Raw genomic sequence first — 20,584 nt, forward strand, 5'->3', positions numbered from 1 at the left:
ATCCTTTCAGCCGATCTGATCCTGCAAGGTTGCAGCAATGTGCCCGAAACAATCCGAATAGGCAGCCTCTGTTGCGCCGTGCGGATCACGTAACTCGCCTGATTTTTCTTTTCCGAGATCATCGAACAGGACAATCCGCGAGCGAAGGTCGGGACGAGTCATCAGCACATCAGCCTTGGTACGGAAGTCAAACACAACGATAAGCGCCCCCTCGGACAGAAAATCCTCGTACCCGTGCAAGTTGCGTGACCGGTGTTGTGTCGCATCACAGCCGCGATCTTTAAGGAAACGGGCGGCAGCGGGGCTGATCCCCCGTCCTTGAAGCGGCAGAACCCCGGCAGAGCGCACGTTACTGAAACCGGCCTGCCGAAACAGGATTTCCGCCACAGCGCTGCGGTTGATATTCCCCTGACACAGGAACAGGATCGGTTCCTGACGGTCGAGGCGGCGAAAGCGATGGCGGTGGCCAAGACGCGCCGTGGTTATCCGCAGCGCCAACATGCCACGGCGCCGTAGTCTGTGCAGAACCGGGTTGAACTGGCACAAGGCCGGTAACAGATCGTCTCTCTGCTCGATGTCCAGGTGCTCTCGTCCAATCGCGGCGCGTGGCAGCGCCCCGAGCCAGTCAATCAGCGGCGACGAGCGCGAAAGCCACCGGCGGCGTTGCCCGATAACCCAACGCAGATCGTTTTTCAGATTGCGCACGCGCACGGGGCGGTCGCTGCGGACCAAGGTTTCCGGCAGCGACAAACCAAGGGCCTGAGCCACCGCAAGCGCCGGAAAATCCACCCCGGCGCGAATTGCCGTTTCGATCGAACCCCAGGGGCGGCAGTTCATTTCCATGATCGCCAGTTGCCCGGCATTGTCTTTCAACTCGACCATCATCAGGCCCGACCAGTTCAGACTGGCCGCGATGTCGCGTGCCGCCTGCAAGACCGGCTCGGACACTGGCATATTACACCGAAAACTGCTGCCGCCGCCGTCGGGGGGTTCGTGCAGGCGGCGGTTCATGCTGACCGCCACAAGACGCCCGTTGTCGGCCAGAAAGTTCACCCCAACGCCGTGTCCTTGAACCGGCTGCTGGACGAGGACCGCCAGCCGCGGCAGATCTTCGGCCAGTTTTCGTTCAAGCTGTGCGCGCGTGGTGCATTTCTTCACTTCGAAAGAGTTTGCGAACCCGTCGGTCAGCAGGCAACTACGGACAGGCTTGGCAAAAACCGGCGCCTCTTCCAGAAGCGCGAATGCGGGCGCGGGATCATCGCCGAACGTCAGCAAAACACCATCTGGCGCATATAGGCCAACCTGACGCGCCAGATCCGACGCCTGCGATTTGTCCGCCGCTCGGCCAAAGGCTTCGGGATCGGGACCGACAATTGCAGCGCGCGAAGCCAGCGCCGCATAGTCTGCATAAACCAGTTCGCAGGCCATGTCGGTGATCGGAAAAATCGCATCGTAGCGATTTTTGTCCAGAAGATCCGACAGGCGGTCGAGAACCCCGGCCGAGTCGGTAACAGGTGATCCGAAGTAAAATCGCCTGCGGCAGTACCGCGACAATTCTGCTGGCTGGCGGACTGGGTCAAGCGCGAGAATCTCTACAACCGCGCCTTTCCGCCCCAGCGACCGGCAGGTCGATAACGCGGCGCGCTCGTTGCTTCCCAAAAGCAGGACCCGCTTGCCAGAAAGGTTGTTGTCAGACATCAAACAGACTCATCAGTCGGTCGTTCCTCTTGGGATCTTTCCCCGATCAATCGTGCGGGCACACCGGCCAGGATCGAATTGTCGGGAAAGCTTCGATTGACCACCGCATTCGCGCCGATCCGCACACCATTGCCCAAATGGATTCCTCCGAACAGCTTTGCGCCCGGTCCAATGTAAACATCGTCGCCGAGGCACGGGGCCTTGCCGTCTTTCAAGCCCAAGTTGACGCAAACATTGATATGCGCCCGTGCGCCGATGCGCGCCTCCGCGCTGATCACGATGGTGCCCCAATGGTTCAAGCGCAACCCGGGTCCGCAGGTATTGGGCGGGATGGTGAAGCCTAGGTAAATCGACAGAAGGCGGAAATAGACTGTCAGGATCACCCGCTCGACTTTACCGATTGGACCCTGCCGACAGTTCTTGACGTATTCGACCCGCCTCAGCACACGCAGAAAATGGATCGTCGGATGTTGCAGCCCCATCCAGAAGCGCCAACGGCCCAGTTTGGCCGCCTCTAGATCGGCTTTCCGCCAAGCACGCAGGTCATTCTTCGAGCGGATGGTGGGCGAAAGCTGCATCACCGCACCCCACGCCACAGCCCGGTCAGATATTGCGCAATCGTCGGATGATACCATTGCCGCCCCTGTCCGCTTGTCGGCACAGCTTCGGGCAACCCCAGCCCCCGACCAAGGTCGTTCAGAACACGGACCAGAGCGGGCAGCGCGGTGGCTAGCTGGATCAGCGGATAAGTCACGAAACTGTCCTGCGGTTCTGGGGTTGGCCGGATATGTTCTAGCACTGCGCCGGTATCAACACCAGCATCGACAACATGCAGCGTCGCCCCAAAATCCTGTGGCTGACCCGACCATAGCGCCCAATAGCCGCCATGCACGCCGCGAAATTCCGGAGTGATCCCCGCGTGGATGTTAAGCACCGGCGCATCTGCAGCCCGCAGCGCTTCGGATTTGACGATGCGCGTGCCGCTGAGGACCACCGCATCCGGGGCAAGTCGCCGCAAGATTTCACGGGTTTCGTCAGAATTGACGGAGTTAATCGATGTCACGCGGGACTCCGGCAAGGGGTCGGCGCGCAGACTGTGGATCTTTCGGAGAGAAGCCAGACGCTTATCTGCCCTGCGCCGCAGAACCGGCAAAACAAGCGCCATGAACAGCACCTGACCGACAACCGCACGCCAACCCAGCCGACGTGCCCGCCCGCGCAACAATGCAGTGCGAGATTGCGCGGGCTCGATCAGCACTGCAATTGGCTGAAGGCCCGAATCGTCCAGATAATTGACCAGAATATCGGTCGGCGTGCCGCTGGTGGCCAGAATGACCAGTTTCACGTTTGCCCCCCGCTACTCGCCATGGTGCGTGACGCCATGCCGTATTCATCCCGCAAGCGTACAAAATGCGCAATGATCCGGTCCAGACCAGCCAGATTGGCCTCGGTGTTTACGCCGAAATTATGCGGATGCCACCACAAGTGGAATCCCGCGCCAGTTCGGGCCGCGCGCGTCATTGCACGTTTGATCACCGACAGGTGGCGGGGATGAAACGTCGCCAGACGCCCGGCGCAAGGCCGCAAGAAATGGCTGGCCGGCACGTTATCGCCCCCGGGCTGGTAGAGATGTGGCCCAAGCACCCCGGTGTGGGCATCGACCAACCGCACAAGGCGGCGCGGCAAGGTTTGCCCGGCACCTGCTACCGGCCGATAAGCCCATGCGCCCGGATTGCCCCGGTAGCGTTGGATACCCCGTTGCCGAATAGACTCCAGATGCGGATCAGCATACTGGTTGCGCGGAAATACGATCGACCGCAGTGTGAGGCCGCGCCTGGCCGCCATCTGACAAGCCGCGTCAATATCCGCGTCAAAGCTCTCGATGCTGGCGCCTTCTTCGAGGCAGTAGAAATGCGACATGGTGTGTGTCGCGATTTCCTGCCCGGGACAGGCGGCGATCCGTTCGACCAGCGACGCCGCGAAATAATAGGGATCGCTGGCCTCGTCCCGCCCGATTTCATCCAGGTAACGATAGTTCGACAAACCCGCGTTCACATAGCGCGGGCGCAGTTCTTCGGGCGGAAGAGCATCAAGCAACTCGTCGCGCGAGCCACAGAACGCCGCCCCGACCGTTGCCCAGGTGGCCTCGATGCCGTGCCGCTCGAACCGCCCAAGCATCGCCGGCAGCGCGGCCCGCCCGCCCAGAATATTCGCGCCATAACTGTTCCGTGAGGCATGGTCGCGGACGCCCCAAAGCAGCTCGAAATCAAGCGAAAGAACGAACTCGCCTGCGTTCATAGGGACTGTCATTCCTCTTCCAACGCAAGGACCTCGCACCATTTGGTCATTATCGAATTGGGCGCATAGCGTTCCGCCACATGCGGCGCCTCGCGCGCCAAGCGTTCGCGAAGCGCCGGATCATCCATGACCCTTGACAGGGTACAAGCCAGTGCCTCAGGTGTCAGCTCACGGACCAAGAGACCGTCTATGCCGTCGCGAATGATTTCCTCAGGTCCAGTGTCACAAGCGTAGGCAACGCAGGCTTTGCCAGCAGCCATTGCTTCGATTAATGAATTGGGGAATCCTTCGAAACGCGAACTCAGAACAAAAATATCCGCCGCCTCGTACCAAGACTGAATGTTCCCGACAAACCCTGGGAGGACAATGCGATCGCGTATTCCAGCACTCTCAGCCGACTGTAGAATACCTTCGGTGGTGAGGTGTCTTTCCGAGTTACCTGCTCGAAATGGAAGGATAACTAAATCCCACTCCTTATGGTCGTTCGCTACGATGGAAAACGCGTCGACAAGTAGGTCTAATCCTTTCTGAAAGGGCTTGGAGCCGACCGCCAGTAAAATTTTTCGCTCCGGCTGCAAATAACTGGACGGATCAATAACCGGATCCGCTACCACAAGCGGCCACTGAACCGCATTCGGGATCACAAACACTTCAGAAGACCGGACTTCCTTTCTAAGCCACTGAGCTATCTTGTCCGTTTGCACAACTTGGGCGGCACTAAACCGGTAAACGAGGCGCCTTAATCTTTCCCACACTTTCCCTGGTGAGCGGTGCCATGGAGCGTTCCGCTCCGACACCACCACTCTGACACCCAAACCGAAACACGAAACAGTTGCAAGGACCGACTCATGCGGCATGAATGCGATCACGTGACTAGCGCGGGATTGCTTTATGTAACGCCGCAACATAGTAATTCTATCTAAATTCCGAAGAAGCTTATGAAACAGAGAACTTCCTTTTCTCGAGACATTTATTCTATCTCGTTGCACCGCGTCCGGTACGCGATAGAAGTCATTGATAGGATCAGAATAAGTGACTACAGCCACTTCACAACCTAACTTATCCAACTCATCGGCCAGCCACACGGCAACACGCTCCGCACCACCTGCTCGGAGCGAACCTATTATTATGCATACTTTCGCCTTAGCGCCATCACTCATCGGGCACTTCTCCTCGACCATCTCGATTAAAAAGGCGACCAGCCCCCAGTTGCGATATGCCACTCAACCTATTTTGCATCAAATTGATTATTACACAACGAAACGCGATAATATTCCCATCCAACCTTGTTCCAACAAAATTACTCTGCAGCCAGTTCTTTGCTTTGGCTGGCAAAAGCCCCCTCAAGGTGCTGCGTAGGCGATTCTTTTTTAAGGTATCCGTCAATACTTCGGAAGATATACCGCTTTGGGCAAAGTGAAGGAAACGACTGGGCAGCAAGCATCTATCACCGTCCACATCTAGCATCTCTTGCAAGTAGCCCGCAACTGCAGGCAATCTCAAGGCCCCATCGAGGGTAAGTGTAGATTCATGTTTAGCAAAGGGAATATGGGGCGAAACTTCGTGTACAATTTGTCGAAAAAGCGACTTATCGGTTCTCTGCGAATCTGACAGCCCGCGTGTAATCTTAATGATGTTTCTGCTCAAAAGCGGATTCGCAATTTCAACAAATGGTGTTTTTAGATCATTAAGGGCGGCAAGCGCAACCGGAAGCCTATAAGTGTGATATAGGCGATCCCTCCAAGAATCCAAGGTTTCGTCATTTTGCCTTTCCAGCTCAGCAGGGAGTTTCTGATCCTGCGCAAAGCCGAAAGATTTCAACGAAGGCACGTTTACGAAGTCTGACCACAAGGCCACTCCTAGGCTCAAACGAACTTGGCTTTCAGTTTGGGATTCTATCCAACCAAACCCTTCATCACCCCGAACGACCCCTTGGACACCCGCTCTGGAAAGCGCTCTCCAGACAGAAAAATTATCCATATATCCAGAAATGTTATCAGATCTACCATCTCCAATCTGCAAGAAATTGGAAATCAAATTCTCCGCATCACCAATCGACTGAGGCACCGCGTCTGTTGCGTCAAGCTCCATAAATGAATGCAAAGTACCAAACTCTTTCGACAGCATATCTGCAACTGATGCGTCTGTACGATGTTCATTTCGATGGGCTGCCATGCCCCAGGAAACAGTGCGATACTCATGGGGATTTTCAAGTAAAGAAATGATTGCACGACTGTCATAGCCGCCGGAAAGTAGGATTGACCAGTCTTTGTGAGGCAGGCTTATGGTCTGCATTGCTATCCTTACCGCGCCTTCTAACGCCTCCCTTTTTTCTTCCTCTGAGCCTTCTGAGACGCTAAAGTATATGGGGGCTTGTTTTGCTTTAATCTCCCATGTTTTTCTATTGACGCATATAATTGTGTCGGGCTCAATCCTTCTCACCCTTCTGTCCCACCCACAGCTTCCAGGACCCAACGTCCCGTTTGAAACCATCCATGTTAGAAGCTCTTCATTTGGCTCGAATGAACCAAGGACATATGTAATTGCGGCCTGCGAAGTCGATGCAATAAAAATAGTATCGTCAAAATAATACCAAATCGTCCGCGAAGCTACCGCGTCAGTTACCAATTCAATTTCATTATCGTTAGTTCGAAATATTGAGTAGCTTCCATTTATATCGTTACCTCCGAACTCATGCCAATCATCGCCTGATTGAATAGCACCCAAAAAAAAGCATCTCTCACAAAACCCCACCGTTGCTTTCGGATTGAATACACCCGCAAACATAGAATGGTCTTCAATGACTACCGGTGGCGTTTTACAAAACTCAATCGGGAAAACATTAGAAGATAGCTCCCCGAAAAATTGTTTAGCGGAAGCTTTGGGAACAGGCGTTTCACCGGCGCCCTTGGCTCTCCAGCACACTAAGACAGCTTGTGACATTGGCTTTCCTCTTGGTGTTGCAGTTTACGTCGATGCGAATACAGCTCGCAAACGCCCTGAACAGAGTAAAATTTTCAACCGACGATCAAAATACTAATCAATTCGCGGCGCGAAACCGCCCCGATGAATAGACAGATGCTGTGCCGCGCCTCGCTCATGAATCTTTTCCCTTCCGAAACTGCTGCCGCAAACGCGACGCCACGCGGCGGGGCCACCCGATCAGCCGCTTTGCCAGTGCGCGCAGCCAGTCACTCCGCTTGGCAAAGGAATAGCGATAGAAATGGCATATCCTGGGCCGCGCCTCGCGGCGACTCCACAGCCACAGATTCTTTGGGTAGCGGATATTATACTCAGGCGGGAGCGTCGCTAGCCGCAGATCCGAAGCCCAGAGCAATTCTCGCAGCGTGACCTGATCCTTGCGAAAGCCCGCCTTCTTGTAGCTGTCCGACCAGTTTTTCAGCAGGGCCTGGGTCTGCGGGTTGCGACGCACCGCAATTACCCCGGTATTGAACTGCGGAAATGAATCCGGCAGCGCGTATTTCCAGACCGCGCGCGTCGCGTCGCGATTGCGGGCATGGGCGTGCGCCATCGCCACATCAAAGCGATCGAGCAGATCGAACAACTCACCCACATCCTCGAGAACGCGAATATCGGCGTCGAGGAACAACGTGCGTTCAAAGGGCGAGTTCATCAGGCAATCGACCTTCGAGCGATGATGAACGGATTCAAGTTCGATCACCGGATCGAACACGCCGCTCAAGGAAAGACCTAGCTGCCCGGCATCGGTGAACAGGGCGATGGGTACATCGGGCATGTGACGGCGCACAGAGCGCGCGGCGGCTTCGGCGCAGGCGATGTAGCGTGCGCCTGTGGCCACGAAGACGACACCACGGGGCGCCGGAAGGTCTGGAACAGTGCTCATTGTGGATTGCTACCCGAATAATCGGCAACACGGCTAAGCTCGGCATATATCTGATCCGGATCAGCCTTGTTGCGCAGACGTACGATCTGACGTGCAATGCGATAGTCCATCGTCCGATCGGCTTTGGCACGCCGCATGCCCGGATCCCGGCAATCCACCAACGGACGTCCGACAAACTCTGAAAGATGGCTCATGGCGCCCTCAGACGACAGCAGATGTGAATAATCAAGGAGCAACATTTCCGGGTACATCTGTTTCAATTTCAGAAGCCTCTGATTGTAGGCACACCAAGCGTGGAGCGCATCCGGCAGGTAAGCCGGGTCTCGACTGATCCATCGCCGTCCGGCACGCCGAACGTAGTGCTGGAAGACCTCTAGAGGGTCACGAAAAATACCTATCAGGCGAGGGTTCTCCAGAACCTCCATCCAAAAGTCGAAAGTCAAAAGGGTGCGCGGATCCTTGAACCCCCAGGAAGACTCTGAAGCGGCTTCAGCCGCCTTTCGACAAAGCGATCGCGCCGTCTCTCTGTGTGCGGCCGTGACAGAACTGGCATCCAGCCCACGGATCATACGCAGGCTTTCAACTCCATTTTCCTGCAACAGATCCATATTGAGCATTCGCGTCGAATGCCGCTCCATCTTGTTGCCTTCGTCATAGTTCCCGGCGGATTTCTCCTCGACCATTTGGATCCCACTGCCGTGCAATATATCGGATACCAGAGTGGTACCCGACTTGTGCATGCCGAGAACAACAAAAATGTTATTTACCATCCATCAACCTTGTCTGCTCAATAGCCTATTAATGGGGGAAAAATTTACTTCAGGAATGTAATTCGATGCGTTCTGAAGCTGCCTTTCAGATAGACTTTTCAGGTTATCCTTTGCGCCCGAGATCTTGGAAACCTCGGCTATCAACTCTTCAGCATCAGATACCTTCACTACCGCCAGATCAAAAGGTATTAAAACAGGTCTGAGAAATTCATTATAAAGTTTTTCCGCGGGGGTTAGGAATCCGACAACCGGCACTCCAAGGCAGGCCGCACTATAGACAGCATTTGAATACCCCCCCACCACAACATCAATGGAATTGCAGAAGCGGTCCATCGAAAAATCTGCGTGATCACAAATCGACACATTTTCATACAGATCACTCAGGTAGGAAAACGCCGACGCATTTTTTCCGGGTGGCCGCGTCTTGAGAAATATTTCCACATCAAGCTTCGCAAGCCTTGGCAATATCTCTGGGATGAAATCATTTACCCCAAGAAACATCCCAATGCGCAGCTTTGACTCATTTCCAACGGCAGTAAGCTGCCCGTCTTCAGGCGCCCGTTTCGGCATTGCCATACCAACAACCGCAGCCTTTACATTCGGGTTTACCCTTTGCACTTCCTGTTTGCAATGCTCGGTCAAGAGGATTGCCCCGGAGAAAATCGATAGATCATACAGCCGGCCAACTGGACATGGAAGTTTGTACCAAATTGTATGAGATACGAAAATGATCTCTGCATTACACTCGCGACCAGCAACAATCGCACCGGCGATAAACGGTGTTCTCGGCCTCCCGGTAAAGACCTGGCAACCACCACCCTTCAATTGATCCGCGAAAAATGCCCGGTACGAATGCAGGCTTTTCAATGCGGATCGTGTGTAGAGATAAACAAATAGCTTTTGAACGTAGTTTAGCCTGTCAATCGACCTAAGGCCTGCCCACAAGCCCTTCAAAAATTTCACCTCATTGCCGCAAGGGCGCCATTTTGAATCTTCCGGGTTATCCGCAAGAAGAACAGGAAAACCTCGGCGTTGGATTTCACCCTGAACCCTTGAATTCTCACCTGAGCAAACGAAAGCCACGTCCTCCTTTTCAAAGGAGCTCGTTGCGACATTGGCCAACGAGTCGATACCTGTTGCCGGAGATACTACAAATAGGGCCTTTGGCTTGTTGTTTCTAGCAGCGACAACCGCTCTATCTGCCTTAGTTCCACCAACTTTCACCAATTCGCCAACTCGCCTCAAGACGATCTTTGCGATCAGAACAGCTTGCTCAATTGGTGAAGATCGGTAGATCCAATAGGAATTCCTTATTTCCTTCTCCAAAAGGTCATGGATCCTGATGTTTTCGACCGTTGCATCACACACGCCTTTGATCTTTTCAAAATCGTCCAGAAATGCCCGGTAATGCTTAACCTGGTCCTTACTCCAGTTGCGCCTTTGATCCGGCCTCAGAATAGAGATCAGCCAATTTCTTGCTCTGTGCATCAGATTTTTCATATGTGACTCAGGGGCACTTTGCGTTGCCCATCACTTCTCATCTGCGTTGCGCAGATGAGACAATTGTACTGCCGTGTTCTTTTCCACATTTTTTTCCAGCTGTGCACCGATAACCCTATCCAGATATTTTGGCGCCACCCCATATCCCGGCCGCACGCTGCGAACACATTCCGCGGTAATCACATCGCCCACTTTCATATCTTTCACGAAATACAAAGAGCGGCGGAACTTGGCGTTCCCGATTTCGCTCGATTTCCGCCCGTAGTCGACGTGACCAAGCGCTTCCCATGCGGAGCGCGCGCCCTGGCAGAGCTCGGCAAGTTCGGCTGGCTCCAAGGAAAAGCTGTCGTCCGGCCCGCCGCCCGATCGATCAAGCGTCACATGCTTTTCGATGATCGAAGCGCCGAGTGCGACGCTGGCAAGCGCGGTTGTATTGTCCAGCGTATGATCGGACAGTCCCACCAATGTGCCGAAGCGGTCGGCCATGTCGGCAATGGTTCGCAAATTGTAGTCCGATGCAGGCGCGGGGTAACCAGAAACGCAATGCAACAACGCCAGCTCCGTGCAACCGCCATCGCGCGCAGCCGCCACGGCCTCGGCGATTTCGTCGGCATCGGCCATCCCGGTCGAGATAATCATCGGCTTGCCGGTGGTGGCAATATAACGGATCAGTGGCAGGTCGACCGCCTCGAACGACGCGATCTTGTAGGCCGGTGTGCCCAGATCCTCGAGCAGGTCGACGGCGGTCGGATCAAAAGCCGAACTGAAGATCGTGATACCGACCTTGCGCGCATGCTCGAAAAGCGCAGCATGCCACTCCCACGGCGTGTGCGCCCAATCGTAGAGATCCCAGAGCGTCCGTCCGGCCCAGAGTCCGTCGGTGATCTGGAAATCCTGTGCGTCGCTCTTTAGGGTTATCGTGTCTGCGGTGTAGGTCTGGATCTTGACCGCATCGGCCCCAGCCTTTTTAGCGGCCTCGATGATCCGGAAAGCGGTTTCGATGTTGCCGTTGTGATTGGCCGAAATCTCGGCGATCACGTAGGGTGGGCGAGCCGGACCGATGGCTTGTCTGTTGATGTTGATCATCACTGTAACTCCATTGATCTGTCTGTTGCCGGTGCGAATGCTGGCGGTACTGGAAACTTTGCGAGGTACTGACGAAATGGACCTTCGCAACCGATTTCGGAAAACCCCGACTGTTGGAAAAGGCGACGCGACGCGACATTGTCCTCATGAATCTCGGCTCGGTAAGATCGAAGGCCCAGATCGCTTCCGTGACGTAGCGCGGCATTAAGGATCGCCACAGACCGGCCACCGCCCCTGATCGCGGGGTTGAGGCAGATACTTATCGTGGCGCGATCCTGCGCGTTCAAATCTAAATCCAACCGCACATGGCCCACGTCTTTTCCGCGCCATGTCGTGATAAGTAAGACCCTGCTGGGGTCGTCAAGTGCGGCCGCGAACCATCTCGTGTGATCTTCCAGCGACGGAACGGAAGATGCACGGTAATGGCGGGCCGCGCCGTCTGCGTAACGCCAAAAATAAACAGGCTCGGCGTCCTCGGAATGCGCGCGTCGGACACCGATCTCGTACGCTTCCATTTCGGTCATGACGCGGTTGGCGCCAAGGCCATCGACCAGCCCGGCGGCACGACCTGCCATGGCGGCAAGGCTGTCGGGATCGGACGCCACCTGCATAGCGTCGGCAAGCCCCTTGACCGGGTCCGACGCGTCGCCAAAGCGGATCGCTGCACCAGCCTCGGCCAGCGCCTTGGCAGCCGGCGCCTGGTTTTCCGCCAGAACCGCAAGCAGCGTGGGCAATCCCTGACAGCAACGCTCCCACGAAGTGCTGCCGCCAGCACCGATCGCCAAATCAGACTCGGTCATCATTGCGGCCATATTGTCCGCGCCTATGCACAGCTTGGTCGGCACGGGCATTTGCGCGGCGCGGCGCGCGACCGGCTCTCGGGCCGGTGCAGAAGGCCCAAGCACGACGGTGATCCGGCTGTCTGCGGGAAGGGGGCAGGCGGCCAGCGTATCAAGCACCCGGCTCGTTACATCGTCGCGATCAACCCCACCCAGCGAAACAAGGATATGGGCGAGGCGGTGCGCCTTGCGCCGCGCAAGGCTTGCAGCACGATGCGCCGCGAACTCGGGGCGCAGCAACGCGTAGGTCGGGCCGATCAGAAGGGCGCAACGGTCCTCCACAAGCCCGGTATAGTCCCTGGCATCACGCCCAAGGTTCTGGTCGAGAAGGATTTCACACTCGTGGGGACGGTTCGCAAGGTCATCGACCACCAAGAGCCGCGCGCCGTCCGGCCGCGTGGCCCGCTCCCAAGTGGCGTCGAGCGCGTAGTGATCAACCACAAGCCAGTCTGGCGACAATCGGTCCAGCACTTCACGACTTTGCGCGGCATCCCGCTTGCTGCTGACGCCAAGCCATCGGGAATGCGCGGTAGTGCCGTCATCCTCGGGCGCGTCGGCTGCGGGTAACAGATGGCATTCTACACCGCGCGCGCGGATGGTTGCTGCCAGATGGCCGGGCAGGTCGCGGCAAAGGAAGTGACAACGCGCGCCGTTCTCTTGCAAGACGGAGGCAAGCGTCAGGCACCGCATGACGTGGCCGAGGCCGATATCGACCGAGGCATCAGCACGAAAAGCGATGATCGGGGCGTTCACTGTTTCTGCTCCAATGCGCGGAAAAGAAGCTCGGCCATGTGCCAATCTTCCTGTGTGTCGATGTCTTGGACCCGCCAGCGTGGAATCTCCAGCCCCACGGCGCCGGGGCCATAGATCGGCGCATCGGTGCCCCATTGATCGGCATCGGCCCAATAGAACTGCCCGGCATCATGCCACGCCTCTTCGAGGTCCTGAGATCGGGTCAAAAAATGCTCGGGCGCGAACATCGCGACGCGGCCCTGTGCGTCGCGCCGCAGCGCGCGCTGGATCGGAAAAGCAAAGCCGGTGACGGGAAAGACGTAAGAGACGCCGGGTTCCGAAAGCCGGTCAAGCCCGGCGCGCAGGTCTTCGGGCGTCACGAAAGGGGCGGTGGCGTAAAGGCAGCAGACCTCGCTGGGTGCCTCGCCGGCCACACCAAGCGTTTCGATAGCGTGGGCAATCACCGGACGAGTGGGCGTGTGATCGTCCGATAGATCGAGCGGGCGGCGAAACGGCACCTCTGCGCCTTCGCGTATCGCGACCTCCGCAATCTGGTCATCGTCCGTCGACACGATCACCCGGTCAAACGCGCCGCTCTGCAACGCGGCAGAGATGGGCCAAGCGATCATCGGTCGACCACAGAAATCACGTATATTCTTACGGGGGATGCGTTTGCTACCCCCGCGAGCAGGAATAACAGCAAGCCTCATGATGTTAATTCTGCAGCAAGCGCGCCTACGACCTCGTCCTGCATGGCTTCGGTCATCGCCGGGTAAAGCGGAATGCTGATCGCCTCGGTGTAATAGCGCTCGGCCTCGGGAAAGTCGCCGGGCGCGAAGCCCAGCGCGCGGTAGTACGGCTGCAGGTGGACAGGAATGTAGTGCAGGTTTACCCCTATCCCCCGTGCGCGCAATCCTTCAAATATCTCGCGGTGGCGCGCGGCATCGACCCGCACAACATAGAGGTGCCAAGCCGAAAGCACGCCATCGGATCTGCCCGGCAGGGTGACGGGCAGATCGCCTAGCAAGCGATCGTAGCGGTCAGCAAGCGTGTTGCGCCGCGCCACGTAATCGTCGAGCCGCGCCATCTGGGCATGCCCGAGCGCCGCGCAAAGGTCCGTTATCCGGTAGTTCCAGCCAAGCTCGATCATCTGGTAATACCAAGGGCCATCGGGCGGATGGGTCATCTCGGCCGGATCTCTGGTGATGCCATGGCTGCGCAGCCGCGCCATCCGATGTGCAAGCGCAGCGTCCTGCGTTACGGCTGTGCCGCCTTCGCCAGACGTTACGATCTTGACCGGGTGATAGCTGAAAACTGCGATATCGCTGTGCTCGCATGCGCCTACGGCCTTGTCGCCGTAGCGCCCGCCAATGGCGTGAGAGGCATCCTCAATCACACGCACGCCGTATTTTCGGGCCAGCGCGCCGATGGCTGCCATGTCGCACGAAAGACCGGTCAAATGCACCGGAACGATTACCTTGGGCAGCTGGCCAGCGCGGTCTGCCTTGCGCAGCTTGTCCTCCAGCCGGCCGGGACAGAGGTTGGCCGTGACAGGGTCGGTATCGACGAAATCCACCGCAGCCCCGCAATAGCGCGCGCAATTGGCTGACGCCACGAAGGTGTTGGGCGAGGTCCAAAGCGTATCGCCGGGCCCAAGGTCGAGCGCAGCACAGGCAATATGCAGGGCTGAGGTCGCGCTGTTCACGGCCACAGCATGCGCAGCGCCCGTGGCCTTTGCCACCGCTGCCTCGAAGGCGGGGACCGCTGGGCCTTGGGTCAGAAAATCCGACTGCAGCACTTCGACTACCGAGTCGACATCTTCCTGCCGGATGTCCTGCCTTCCATAGGGAATCATGTTACTTCCTTTGCGCCTGAGGTTTTCTGAGAAGAAACCAAGTGATGTCGTCCATCGGTGTGTAATTGTCGCGCCGGTAGACGAAGCCGTAATCAACAAGCTCGAGAGCGTGCCGCTCCATGAGTTCACCTGCGAAGTCGCGTTTATAAAGCCGCTCTCCGTGTCCGCGATAGGACACGCTGACAGGTGCGGGGTTGTAGTATTCAGCCACCATCACGTATTGGCGCGACAGCCGGACGAGGTTGTCATAGACAGTATTGAGGTATTCGGGGTTGATATGGATCAGCACGCCTGCCGTGAAGGTAAGATCATATGCGCCTTCCTCCGACATGTCCTCCAGGATCGAGCGGGTCGAAATATCAGAAACGCCTAGAGCGCGGGCTTCCTCGGCCGCGTCGGCGTTGATCTCGATACCGTTCAGATCAAAGTTGCCAATGTCACTCAGCGCCTTGAGATTGAGCCCGATATTGCAGCCGAACTCGCATATCGATTGGATGCCTGGTGCGGCTCGCAGCGCGCGACCGAAGAAAGACGTCTTGGAGGCAATTAAGGCAGTACCACGGTTTCGCTCCATGTACGCTTTACCGAAACTCCCTGCCCAGAAGGCTTCCTGTTCGGTCCGGTAATCGCTCATGGCCTTAGTCTCCTTCAGATTGCGCCGATTTTTCCGCGGTTTGCGGCAATCCATTCTTCAAGCGCTGCGTCTGTCATCCAGTCGGTGTTGTTGTCACTCGAATAGACGAAATCCTCAGCCACCTTCACGCCATCCTTGATCCGGTACGGATCCACCGCCCAGTTATGGATCGCGGGCAAGATCTTGAAATGCTCTTTGTATTCGAATGTATGTTGCGCGTCCTCCAGACCGATCATCTGTTCGTGCACCTTCTCGCCCGGACGGATGCCGATGATCTTGAATTTCGCTTTCGGGGCGATTACCCGGGCGATGTCGGTGACCTTCATCGACGGGATTTTTTTCACGTAGATCTCACCACCGACCATGTCTTGGAAAGCGTGAAACACAAGCCGGACACCGTCTTCGAGACTGATCATGAAACGCGTCATGCGCTCATCGGTGATCGGCAGCACGCCCTTGTCAGCGATTGACAAGAAGAATGGAATAACCGACCCGCGCGAGCCCATCACGTTACCATACCGCACGACCGAGAACCGGGTATTGTGCTCGCCGGCATAGGCATTGCCGGCAACAAAGAGCTTGTCCGAAGCCAGCTTGGATGCACCATAAAGATTTATGGGGCTCGATGCCTTGTCGGTGGAGAGCGCGACAACACGTTTAACTTTTTTGTCGATCGCGGCATCGATGACATTCATCGCACCGTTCACATTTGTCTTGACGCATTCGAAGGGATTGTACTCGGCCGTCGGAACAATCTTGGTCGCCGCCGCATGGACGACATAATCCACACCATCGAAAGCACGATAGAGACGCTCGCGGTCACGCACGTCTCCTATGAAGAACCGCACGCGTGAATCGCCTTCAAAGCGTTTTGCCATCTCCCATTGCTTCATCTCGTCGCGCGAAAAGATGATCACTTTTCTCGGATTGTAGCGCTCCAACACAGTGGGCACGAAGGCATGTCCGAAGGATCCGGTTCCACCGGTAATCAAAATCGAAGAGTCGGAAAGCATAATGGGTTTCAATCCTCTATCACGTTGGTCATATTCTTCTGCAGCGCAGCCTCATTCAGTCTCATGGGCCTGCGCAATCCGCTGGAATACGGGATTACCGTCCATCAATGCCGCCCAGCTATCGTAGCCGACCACTCTGCCCTGGTCCATTACCACGATGCGGTCGCAGCGTTGAACCGTGCTGAGCCGGTGTGCAATCATTACAACAGTTTTTTCCTCCGGAAGCGCGTCTATTGCGGCCATGACCTCGCGCTCGGTAAGATTGTCGAGCGCGCTGGTCGCCTCGTCGAATACGATGAGATTAGCATCGTGGTAGAGAGCCCGCGCAATGCCGATCCTCTGGCGTTGACCGCCCGAGAGACGCACGCCGCGCTCACCAATCGTGGTCGCATACCCTTCCGGAAGCTCGGACCGAATGAAACTGTCCAGTTGTGCGATCCTTGCAGCCTCCGTAACCCGTGCTTCATCTATCTTCTTGTTGGGCACGCCTAGGGCGATATTTTCCGCAACGCTAGCGTCCATCAGAAAAATGCTCTGTGGAACGTAGCCCACATTTCTCTGCCAGGCTCGCAAATTCTCCTTCGTTACCGGCTTCCCGTCAACAACGAGTTGGCCGGCAGTCGGCGTTAACAACCCGAGCGTCAGATCAGCAAGAGTCGTCTTGCCTGCCCCCGTACCGCCCACGATGCCGATCTTTTCTCCCGCGCGGATTGCCAAATTGACATCCTTAACTCCGGCATGGAGCGCATTTGGATAGTTGTATGAAATATTTTCCAGAGTCAGCCCATCCTGCAAGCTCACCCGGTCGGAAGCCGTTCCTGCAACATCATCCTCATCAACCCAAGCGGCCAGATCGTCATGGACGATTTCCACGGCTGCCGCTCCGGCCTGAAGCTTGGTCAGCGATTGATAAAGCTTCGAGAGTTCCGGCATGAGCCTTTGCCCCGCGAAAGCAAAAAGGCCAAGGACGGGCAAGATACCATTCAGGGCCGTGCCGGATTCGAGCCCTTGCGCATCGACCAAGAAAAGGCACAGCAAAATGATCCCTCCGAATGCGATCACTTGCAGCGCAAATTGCGGCAGTTGCGTGATCAGTGCAATCTTGGCCAGGGTGCGCGCCATGCTCAACGAATGCACGGCGTAGCGCCCCAGATACGCTTCTTCGCATCCAAGAAGCTTGATATCCTTGATACCGCCCAGCGCCTCGTTCGTGATCTTGAAGCGCGCGCTGTTGGTTGTGGCCCTATGGTGCCCCAGTTGCTTTAGCACGCGCCGACTCAGCGTATAGATTGCACCATAAATTCCGCCAAGGACAACGAAAGCGATGAGCGCGATCACCGGCTCAACCACAAAGAGCAGAGTCACGATCGCCAAGGCCGTAAACGACGCAGCAATAAGTTCAACGGCAGGCGTCAAGAACGTACGCACCACCTGCTGAGTTTCCGACAGGATCCGGGTCCCCATTTCAGCTGAGTGCCGGTTCAGAAAGAAGGCATAGGGTTGGCGCAGATAGGCTGTCAGCAGACGGTGGCTGATAGAATGAACCCTCATGTTGGTGAATCGTGCGATTGCCCAAGTTTTCAGGATCAGCACAGTGTTCGTGAAGACAATAACGCCAAGCGAAGCCAGTCCCAGCCCCACCAGAAAAGTGTAATCGCTTTCGAATCCAAAGGTTTCATATGCCCAAGCCAGCGCGGGAACAGCCTCAATGCGCCCAGGGTCGGACAGGACAGACAGGAACGGCAGAACCGAGCCAACCATCAGCGCGGAGGAGAGCGCACTGACGATCACGATACTCAGCAAAATCCAGAAATTGCGACGCTCGCGCCCATCCAGCAATGCCCACGCCATACTCGAGATTTTGGCTTTTCTCACGATGCATGCCCCAAGGTTTCTGTCCAGTTATAGTGTAAGTTCAAAAGTCTCGACGTGGAGGTACTGATGAACATCGTAATATCTTCTCCGCCCGACCGAATCTTTAATCGAACAAGCAACAAAAGTTTAACGAAATCGGCGGCTTGCTCTTCAAGATTCTGCTTGAAACCATCTCTTGGCCCAATGCCCAGTAGCGCGAGGCCGCCTCGACAGAGGGGCGAGCCTCTCACCTTGGTGGATTGCTTGCTCATGTTCGAGCCTCCGATGGTGATCGCTTCATCCGCCTTAGCAGATCGTTGCATTGCTTTTCTCCCAAAAAGTACATCCCCCAGCAGCCGGCAAGAACGACAGGCAGGCAAAGCATCCAAGCCCAATAACTTTCAATTTCCCTAGCACGAATACCGAACTGTTGATCGAGGATCAGCGCGATCAGATAGATGAACGCCACGTGGTAGATATAGATGGAATAGCTGAAGAAACCCCAGTTCCAACGCGGATTCGAGGTCAGGGCATGTGGAAGATTCCGGATACATAGAATACTGAACAATATCATTAGCAGGTTCGAGATGGAGTTGGGTGCGCCATAGGATGTCTTTACGGCAAAGATAAGGCCCATCAACACCGCCGCAGATATGGCAAAGGCCCAGACCGACAAAGCTGGCACACGTTCGATGTAGTGGTAGGCAACAACGCCGGACATGAACCAAAACGCCGCGTTAATCGCAAAATTCACGAGGACCGAGGAGGACGGGTTCAGCCCCAGGCCCCAGAAAGCAACACCAATCAACGAGAGGATGGCCGACACGCCCCACACCGCAGGGATCGCCGATCGACGCCACAGCAGCAGCGGACATAGCATGTAAAAGATGACCTCGTAAGGCAGCGACCAGAACTGCGCCGTGATCGGGGTTGCAACCTTGATATATGTCGCCATCTGAAACAGGCCCTCAGCGGTGCAGAGGCGCCCGGTACATCTTTGGCTGACGCTATTTGCCGGATCGAATGACGCATAGAGGATACAAACCAACGCGGCGAGCCCGATTGCCACCAGATAGGGAGGCCAGATGCGGACCAGGCGGCGCAAATAGAATTGAGCTGCCGATGGTGTATGTTTCATCGAATGCGCCATCGCGAACCCGCTGACGGAAAAGAACAGGATCACGAACTCGGTCCCAAGCCCGGTGAGCTGCAGCAGGGAAATCGACAGGTAATCATACAAGCCCAACGGCTCCACCGCCTCCGCGATCGTTCGCGCTCCACCCTTGAAGAAATTTCCCCGGACATGGTTGACCACGACATAAACCGCCGCAAACCCGCGCATGAAATCCAGCACATGCGTCGGCACGAGCACCGGGGTGGAATTTTTCGAACTAGTAGTTGCCATAGTTCCCCCAAAAGGCGTCAGCAGTCGTCGCCGACGGCCGGTACGATACCGTCTTGAACGACGGTCCGAATCTTGCAAGTGCCGTGTCGGACGTCAGGATTTTCATGCGTTTGCAAATGCCTGCAAGGTGCAGCCCCTCATCGCCCCGTCATGGAATAGACCGCCCGTCCAACCCATTCTCGCAGGGCTGTGTTCGACAGCCCCAGATTTCGCTGAAAATTCCAGCCAAACCCGTCAGGCCAAGCCCGCGTTCTGAAATCCACGGGGAAGGGGACGATCTCTTGCCACCCAGCCGTTGAAAAACTTCTGACAGCGCGCTGCATGTGAAAGGCACTGGTGATCAAGACCCACTGTTCGCCGTCCTTGGGCCCGGCAAGTGCGTGGCTCAGACGAGCATTCTCGGTGGTGTTTCGTGAGCGGCTTTCAAAGAGCATTCGCGCAGGTTCAATTCCATAGGCCCGAAAAATCCGTTCGGCGATCGCCGCCTCGGATATCCCGGTGCCGTTCATATCCCGCAAGCGGCCACTGCCACCGGCAAAGAGCAGGCGCGCCTCCGGGTGGGCTTGGGCAAGCGCCATGGCCGCAACGTAGCGGTCTCCGCCCTCTCCAAGCTGCGGTTGTCCGGATTGGCGACTGGCCGGAACGTCCTCTCCCCCGCCGAGTACGACAATGCCATCGACCTTGGCCAAGTCCTTCTGTACGGAAAACTCCGCTTCCAGCGGACGCATGAGCACGTCCCCCAAGGGAAACAGCCCGATTCCGAGGATCGTCAGGACCAATGCCGCGGAGGCGAACCTTGCCACCCGAAGCCAAGAGCACAGATTGGCCAAGAACGCGACCAAAGCCAGCACAAAAAGCCAAGTCTCCAGCTTCAGGGCGGCCCCGAGCAGTTTCGAGAGGGCGAAGAAAACCGTATCCAAAGTGCCGCGCCTTATCAGAAAATCGCTAAAGAAGCGTGCAGTCTACCCTGCTTACATTGCCGCGCCGGGTTCGCCGGACAGCCCGCGGCGAGACTGAAACCAATCAATCTTGCGA

At 56.4% G+C, this 20,584-nt stretch carries 19 protein-coding genes; all 19 read right to left on the reverse strand.

What is annotated here, in order from left to right:
• Positions 1-6: 6 nt before the first annotated feature.
• The 19 genes from O3306_RS20295 to O3306_RS20385 all read right to left on the reverse strand — a co-directional run bounded on the left by O3306_RS20295 (position 7) and on the right by O3306_RS20385 (position 20,469).
• Entirely contained in the window at positions 7-1,698 is a 1,692-nt protein-coding gene (locus tag O3306_RS20295) for an ATP-grasp domain-containing protein (RefSeq protein ID WP_272010733.1), read from the reverse strand.
• Positions 1,698-2,276, reverse strand: coding sequence for a serine acetyltransferase (locus tag O3306_RS20300; protein WP_272010735.1), 579 nt, complete (start codon positions 2,274-2,276; stop codon positions 1,698-1,700). The genes O3306_RS20295 and O3306_RS20300 overlap by 1 nt, the downstream gene beginning before the upstream one ends.
• The gene (locus O3306_RS20305; RefSeq protein ID WP_272010737.1) at positions 2,276-3,043 is read right to left on the reverse strand and encodes a formyl transferase; all 768 of its coding nucleotides are present in this window, start codon (positions 3,041-3,043) and stop codon (positions 2,276-2,278) included. The genes O3306_RS20300 and O3306_RS20305 overlap by 1 nt, the downstream gene beginning before the upstream one ends.
• The gene (locus tag O3306_RS20310) at positions 3,040-4,008 is read right to left on the reverse strand and encodes a polysaccharide deacetylase family protein (protein WP_272010739.1); all 969 of its coding nucleotides are present in this window, start codon (positions 4,006-4,008) and stop codon (positions 3,040-3,042) included. The genes O3306_RS20305 and O3306_RS20310 overlap by 4 nt, the downstream gene beginning before the upstream one ends.
• Positions 4,005-5,219 (reverse strand): glycosyltransferase family 4 protein, encoded by a 1,215-nt coding sequence (locus tag O3306_RS20315; protein WP_272010741.1) that lies wholly within the window; start codon positions 5,217-5,219, stop codon positions 4,005-4,007. Before O3306_RS20315 ends, O3306_RS20310 begins: the two co-directional genes overlap by 4 nt.
• Entirely contained in the window at positions 5,149-6,939 is a 1,791-nt protein-coding gene (locus O3306_RS20320; RefSeq protein ID WP_272010743.1) for an asparagine synthase-related protein, read from the reverse strand. Before O3306_RS20320 ends, O3306_RS20315 begins: the two co-directional genes overlap by 71 nt.
• A gap of 154 nt (positions 6,940-7,093) precedes the next feature.
• The gene (locus O3306_RS20325) at positions 7,094-7,861 is read right to left on the reverse strand and encodes a putative nucleotide-diphospho-sugar transferase (RefSeq protein ID WP_272010745.1); all 768 of its coding nucleotides are present in this window, start codon (positions 7,859-7,861) and stop codon (positions 7,094-7,096) included.
• On the reverse strand, positions 7,858-8,631 hold the full coding sequence (locus O3306_RS20330; RefSeq protein WP_272010747.1) for a sulfotransferase: 774 nt from the start codon (positions 8,629-8,631) through the stop codon (positions 7,858-7,860). The genes O3306_RS20325 and O3306_RS20330 overlap by 4 nt, the downstream gene beginning before the upstream one ends.
• A gap of 3 nt (positions 8,632-8,634) precedes the next feature.
• Positions 8,635-10,131 (reverse strand): hypothetical protein, encoded by a 1,497-nt coding sequence (locus O3306_RS20335; protein ID WP_272010749.1) that lies wholly within the window; start codon positions 10,129-10,131, stop codon positions 8,635-8,637.
• 30 nt (positions 10,132-10,161) lie between these two features.
• Positions 10,162-11,169 carry a pseudaminic acid synthase gene (pseI, locus tag O3306_RS20340; RefSeq protein ID WP_272010750.1) on the reverse strand — a complete coding sequence of 336 codons (1,008 nt, stop codon included), beginning with the start codon at positions 11,167-11,169 and terminating at the stop codon, positions 10,162-10,164.
• 47 nt (positions 11,170-11,216) lie between these two features.
• Complete coding sequence (gene pseG, locus O3306_RS20345; RefSeq protein ID WP_272010752.1) at positions 11,217-12,809, reverse strand: UDP-2,4-diacetamido-2,4,6-trideoxy-beta-L-altropyranose hydrolase; 1,593 nt, start codon at positions 12,807-12,809, stop codon at positions 11,217-11,219.
• A complete protein-coding gene (pseF, locus tag O3306_RS20350; RefSeq protein ID WP_272010754.1) occupies positions 12,806-13,498 on the reverse strand; it encodes a pseudaminic acid cytidylyltransferase in 693 nt (230 codons plus the stop codon). The genes pseG and pseF overlap by 4 nt, the downstream gene beginning before the upstream one ends.
• A complete protein-coding gene (gene pseC / locus O3306_RS20355; protein WP_272010756.1) occupies positions 13,495-14,643 on the reverse strand; it encodes a UDP-4-amino-4,6-dideoxy-N-acetyl-beta-L-altrosamine transaminase in 1,149 nt (382 codons plus the stop codon). Before pseC ends, pseF begins: the two co-directional genes overlap by 4 nt.
• A 1-nt stretch (position 14,644) precedes the next feature.
• Positions 14,645-15,277: a pseudaminic acid biosynthesis-associated methylase gene (locus O3306_RS20360; RefSeq protein WP_272010758.1), complete on the reverse strand. Its 633-nt coding sequence runs from the start codon at positions 15,275-15,277 to the stop codon at positions 14,645-14,647.
• Between the two features lie 14 nt (positions 15,278-15,291).
• Complete coding sequence (pseB, locus tag O3306_RS20365) at positions 15,292-16,290, reverse strand: UDP-N-acetylglucosamine 4,6-dehydratase (inverting) (RefSeq protein WP_272010787.1); 999 nt, start codon at positions 16,288-16,290, stop codon at positions 15,292-15,294.
• 51 nt (positions 16,291-16,341) lie between these two features.
• Positions 16,342-18,141, reverse strand: a complete 1,800-nt coding sequence (locus O3306_RS20370; RefSeq protein WP_272010760.1) for an ABC transporter ATP-binding protein — start codon at positions 18,139-18,141, stop codon at positions 16,342-16,344.
• 20 nt (positions 18,142-18,161) lie between these two features.
• Positions 18,162-18,416, reverse strand: coding sequence for a hypothetical protein (locus O3306_RS20375; protein ID WP_272010762.1), 255 nt, complete (start codon positions 18,414-18,416; stop codon positions 18,162-18,164).
• Positions 18,413-19,498, reverse strand: a complete 1,086-nt coding sequence (locus O3306_RS20380; RefSeq protein ID WP_272010764.1) for an acyltransferase family protein — start codon at positions 19,496-19,498, stop codon at positions 18,413-18,415. The genes O3306_RS20375 and O3306_RS20380 overlap by 4 nt, the downstream gene beginning before the upstream one ends.
• 188 nt (positions 19,499-19,686) lie before the next feature.
• On the reverse strand, positions 19,687-20,469 hold the full coding sequence (locus O3306_RS20385) for a YdcF family protein (protein ID WP_272010766.1): 783 nt from the start codon (positions 20,467-20,469) through the stop codon (positions 19,687-19,689).
• Between the last annotated feature and the right edge of the window lie 115 nt (positions 20,470-20,584).

The organism is Roseovarius sp. ZX-A-9 (assembly GCF_028369135.1).
GTDB lineage: Bacteria > Pseudomonadota > Alphaproteobacteria > Rhodobacterales > Rhodobacteraceae > Roseovarius.